The organism is Geomonas sp., assembly GCF_056994735.1.
Genome location: NZ_JBXKJL010000517.1, coordinates 1 through 4084, shown reverse-complemented (window position 1 = coordinate 4084; position 4084 = coordinate 1). Strand labels below are relative to the sequence as shown.

The 4084-nt window shown below is 58.6% G+C and carries 4 protein-coding genes; 2 read left to right on the top strand and 2 right to left on the bottom strand.

The features are described from left to right. Window positions 1-173: 173 nt before the first annotated feature. Window positions 174-464 carry a DDE-type integrase/transposase/recombinase gene (locus AC11W3_RS21660; protein WP_484093758.1) on the bottom strand — a complete coding sequence of 97 codons (291 nt, stop codon included), beginning with the start codon at window positions 462-464 and terminating at the stop codon, window positions 174-176. Between AC11W3_RS21660 and AC11W3_RS21655 the strand changes: the two genes are divergently transcribed. Both AC11W3_RS21655 and AC11W3_RS21650 read left to right on the top strand, forming a co-directional pair. Beyond that, the gene (locus AC11W3_RS21655; RefSeq protein WP_484093759.1) at window positions 399-740 is read left to right on the top strand and encodes a hypothetical protein; all 342 of its coding nucleotides are present in this window, start codon (window positions 399-401) and stop codon (window positions 738-740) included. The two genes, AC11W3_RS21660 and AC11W3_RS21655, sit on opposite strands and share 66 nt — an antisense overlap. Before the next feature lie 183 nt (window positions 741-923). Then, the gene (locus AC11W3_RS21650; RefSeq protein WP_484093757.1) at window positions 924-2603 is read left to right on the top strand and encodes an FUSC family protein; all 1680 of its coding nucleotides are present in this window, start codon (window positions 924-926) and stop codon (window positions 2601-2603) included. A gap of 152 nt (window positions 2604-2755) precedes the next feature. Here AC11W3_RS21650 and AC11W3_RS21645 read toward each other — a convergent pair whose 3' ends face one another. Next, the gene (locus tag AC11W3_RS21645; RefSeq protein ID WP_484093756.1) at window positions 2756-4024 is read right to left on the bottom strand and encodes an IS701 family transposase; all 1269 of its coding nucleotides are present in this window, start codon (window positions 4022-4024) and stop codon (window positions 2756-2758) included. Window positions 4025-4084: the final 60 nt, after the last annotated feature.

Genomic DNA, 4084 nt, shown 5'->3' with positions numbered 1-4084 from the left:
AAGCGCTGGGCATGGCTTGCCGATTTGAAGCGCCGCATGTTCTTCTCGCGCAGTCGTGTGGGCTGGTGCGAGTTCTCTGCCCGAATACTCTCGCCGTTTGTGCTGCCGCTGCTCCACCCCAGGCAGGAGTTCACGTGTGGCCGCCCCATAACTCCTGAGTGTATCGGGAAGAATCACTCGAGGAACGGATGGCAAGCTTTTGAGCAGTTGGCGAAAAAATCGCTTGGCAGCTTTCGCGGTTCGCGTCGGCTCTGCACCAAGATGTCAAGCACGTTTCCATCAGTCTCGACCGCTCGCCAGAGAGAGTGCTTCTGACCACGAATGGTGAGCACCATCTCATCCAGATGCCATGTGTCTCCACAGCCAGGACGGCGGCGACGCCATTCATTGGCAGAGGGTTGTCCAAACTTCAGGCCCCACTGACGGATGGTTTCATAGGTGAGGACAATCCCGCGCTGGGCCATCAGCTCTTCAACCGTACTGTCGTGATGATCGGGCTCTCTCAGGAGCCTCTCGCCCTTGGTCCCGGCACCGATTTCAGCGTGAAATCCCATACCCTGCTCGGGCACCTCGGCTATCGGAAGGAACACCTGGATCAGCTCGTCACACTCGTCGCCACAGGACGGCTGGACGTGTCGAGATCGGTCAGCGAGGTGATGCCCCTCGAGCAGGTCGCCCGTGGGGTCGAGCGGCTCACCAAGCAGGAGGGCAATCCGATCCAGCTCGTCGTCGCACCGTAGCGTGCCCCCTCCTGAGGCGGGTCTTCCTGTTGGTGCGACCAGGAGTACTTTCTCAGGGAGCGTCAGAACAGAGAGTGCGCCGTGGTGCTCAGAGAAGAATGGTCAGCATGAAGTGTGTTGCCGGAGTTCTGGCACTTTCGAGGTTGAGACCATGAGCGTGCACCGGCGACTTGGAGATCGAGTATGGAAGATGATCGTCATATCTCGCAGCAAGGCAATGGATCCAGCGCCAGCCATGCTTTCCGAGACTGGCTGCGTCGGCAACTGTTCGGCGACACTGGTCTCAGCCTCGATAGGTCTTCGCTGATCGTTGGTCTGCTTTTCTTCTTCTCGATAGCAGTAGCGACTATCGTGGCGGTGATCTTGGGCTTCGGAACAGCAGCTATCCTTGCGGCGTTGTGCGCCTGGTTCGTGTTGACGGCCGCGGTCGGTGGCCCGTTGCGCTCGGACCTCCAAATGATGGCTTGGTTCGGACCTATCTTCATCCTGGCCGTTGGCGGCGTACATTTCTTGACCACGGCGTCTCCATGGGGGGCAATCCCTGTGATCGTGGTAATGGTCTTCATCGCCGGGCTCCTCCCAGCGTTCAGCCCCCGCTACACAACGGTCGGCTCGGCGTTTGTCCTTGGCGTGCTCAGCGGGTTCGGATTACAACTTCCTAACAACCTTCCGGTCCTACACATTTTTGGCGCCATCGCTGTCGCTGTCGTCGTGATTGCGTTGATGCGGCTCGTCCTGGGGTGGAGAGACCCATCCTTGATCACCCGCCAGGCCATTGCTCGTGTCCTGACCGATGCTGACATGGGGACGATAGACACGGCCTGGAAGACGTTGCGTGCGGTTCATGCGAAGCAGTGGATGAGCGAAGCGCTGAATGGAGCTGAAGCCTCCTATGTTGCACGCCTCATCCTCACTACCAGGCTGGAACAAATGTCCCAAGCAGATGCCCTGCGTATTCGTTCCATCCTTGATCAGGCGGACCAAGAGGCAAGAGAACTGGTGGGTCTCATCGAAGCAAAGAAGGCCCCTCCCGCTCCTGTCCCCCCGCCACGCACGGGCGAAGCGTCTGCTGGCGAGCTTCCCGACGAACTGCAAAATGTCGTCGCAAGCCTCTGGCGGTCATTAGAGAGGGTGCGTCTGGCAGTCTTGAGGAGAGATCGTACTCCGGCGACCCTCTCCAAATTGCCTGGCACGAGCTTCTCCGAGACCTGCCGCGCGCTCGTTTCCTGGGACTCCATCATCCTGCGGCAAGCGCTGCGGAGTGCCTTGGTCGTCCTTATCGCTCTGGTCATCGCGTCACTCAACCGGGGCAATCCTCTCAACGTGGCGTTCCTCACCATAACATTTGCGATTATCCAACCGACCTGGCAGGACACGGCGGCGAATGCACTCCAGCAAATTGCAGGAGCCATCTTCGGGGTGGGGATCGCAGCGGGGCTAGCATTGCTAGTCCCCCCAACGATATTGCTGCTACTGGCACTGGTCGCATTCTTCTTCGCGTTCCCTTTCATGCTGAAGAACAGGACGATCTCCTATGCCATGCTCGCTGTCCAGGTGTTGCTCCTGGGCATCGCCACGAAAAGTCTGCCAGCATCAACAGGGCTGCTCGAGTACCTGCTTTACATCGTCGTCGCGGCAATGATTGCACTGTTCTTTATCTTGGTCGTGCCGAGGGGAGAGCCGAACGTGGTCAAGCGAACCCAGAAGGCGATGGCTGCGGTGCGTGAGCTGCTGCTCTCAGTCAGCCGCGCACTCGGCAGCGCACAGGGAAGCACCAGCAGGATACGCGACGATGCCATTTTGGCGGCACGCGCCATACAAAACGTACACGCGACACCCGCCCAACTAATACTACAGTTGTAAGTAAGGAAGAGCGGCCAGACGACGCTTGTAATGAGAGCGTCGAGCGATGGCTTGGTGGGTACGACGAAAGAAGGACCAGGCGAGCCGGAACGGAAAGGAGACCGCAGGAGAAAGCAGCAGGGCGCAGAAGAGGCGTCGCACCTCGGCCACGCTCAGAGGGACCATGACGGGCAAGTCAGCCCTCTCTGGCGTTTGAAGTCCGAGAGGGTCTGGGATGGAGCATGGGACGGCAAGGGTTTGCAGCGTTTTTTTCCCTCGCTTTGCTTCTCGTGGGCAGGGTTGGTCTGGCTCTGGGCTCGCAGAACGATGAGAAAAGCGTGGGCAAGCATCGAAAGAGTGATGTGACGGTACCACCCTTGAAAGGAGCGCACCTCATACTCATCCAGGCCCACTTCTCCTTTGGCTTCCTCAAAACATTGTTCCACCGTCCAGCGACTGCCAATCGCATGAACCATCTCCCACAGTGGAGTGGCGGTGGGAGCAAAGACCAGGAAATAGGCCATCTCGGCTGCTTTGGCGCCTTCGTTCAGACTCCGTCGAATAACCAGCCAGTGGTTCCATCCTTCCTTCTCTGCCCCAGCGATCTGGACGGCAGCCCACTCAAAGAGGCGGGGTCCCTTGCTGCCAGAACCCGCCGCGAGCTGCTGCCACTGGTTGGTTGTCAGGTCTCGGGCGACCTGAGCAACGCGCTGCCGCCTGCCGTGCGCCTCGACCTTCTCCTTTGAGGCAACAGCCAGCGCGTACGCTTGTGAACGTGCCTCTAAGCCTGCTCGCAGAGGACGATGGCTCCCATAGACGCTATCGCCCAGAACCCAACGGGCCTTCATGCCGTCATCGAGGGTGCGCCAAAGCATTCGTGCCGCCAACTCGGGTTTGGTGGCGAAGCCCACCTCGAGGGGCACATCGGCTTCTCGACACCGCTGCGGATCGTTGGTCCAACTCTTAGGCAAATACAGTTCTCGATCCAAGAGGGTATGACCGGCCGCAGTCGCGTAGGCCAAAAAGACGCCAATCTGACAATTTTCGATGCGACCAGCGGTTCCGCTGTATTGTCGCTGGACTCCCACTGATTTTGTCCCTTTTTTGAGAAAGCCCGTCTCGTCTATGACGAGCATGCCATCGGCATTCCCGATGGCTTCCTTGACGTACCCACCCAGCACCTCGCGCAGTTCTTCGACGTCCCACACGGCCCGATCGAGCAAATACTGCATCGCATAGGGAGTACTTTCGCCTGCTTCCTCGGCCAATTGCCATCCGTTTTTGCGTTCGAGAGGACTCAGCAGCCCTTGCAGATAGGCTCGGACTCGCTTGCGGGTCTCTGAGCGGCTAAAACAGGGGCCGATTCGCTCACACATCTGCTGGAATTGGGTCATCCAGAGATCTTCGGCGCATGGAAACGACGAGGCTTCTTGCTGATTCATACGACGGTTTCTCCTGGCTTTCTCTTTTCCTCCTATTCTATCATACTTACAACTGTAGTA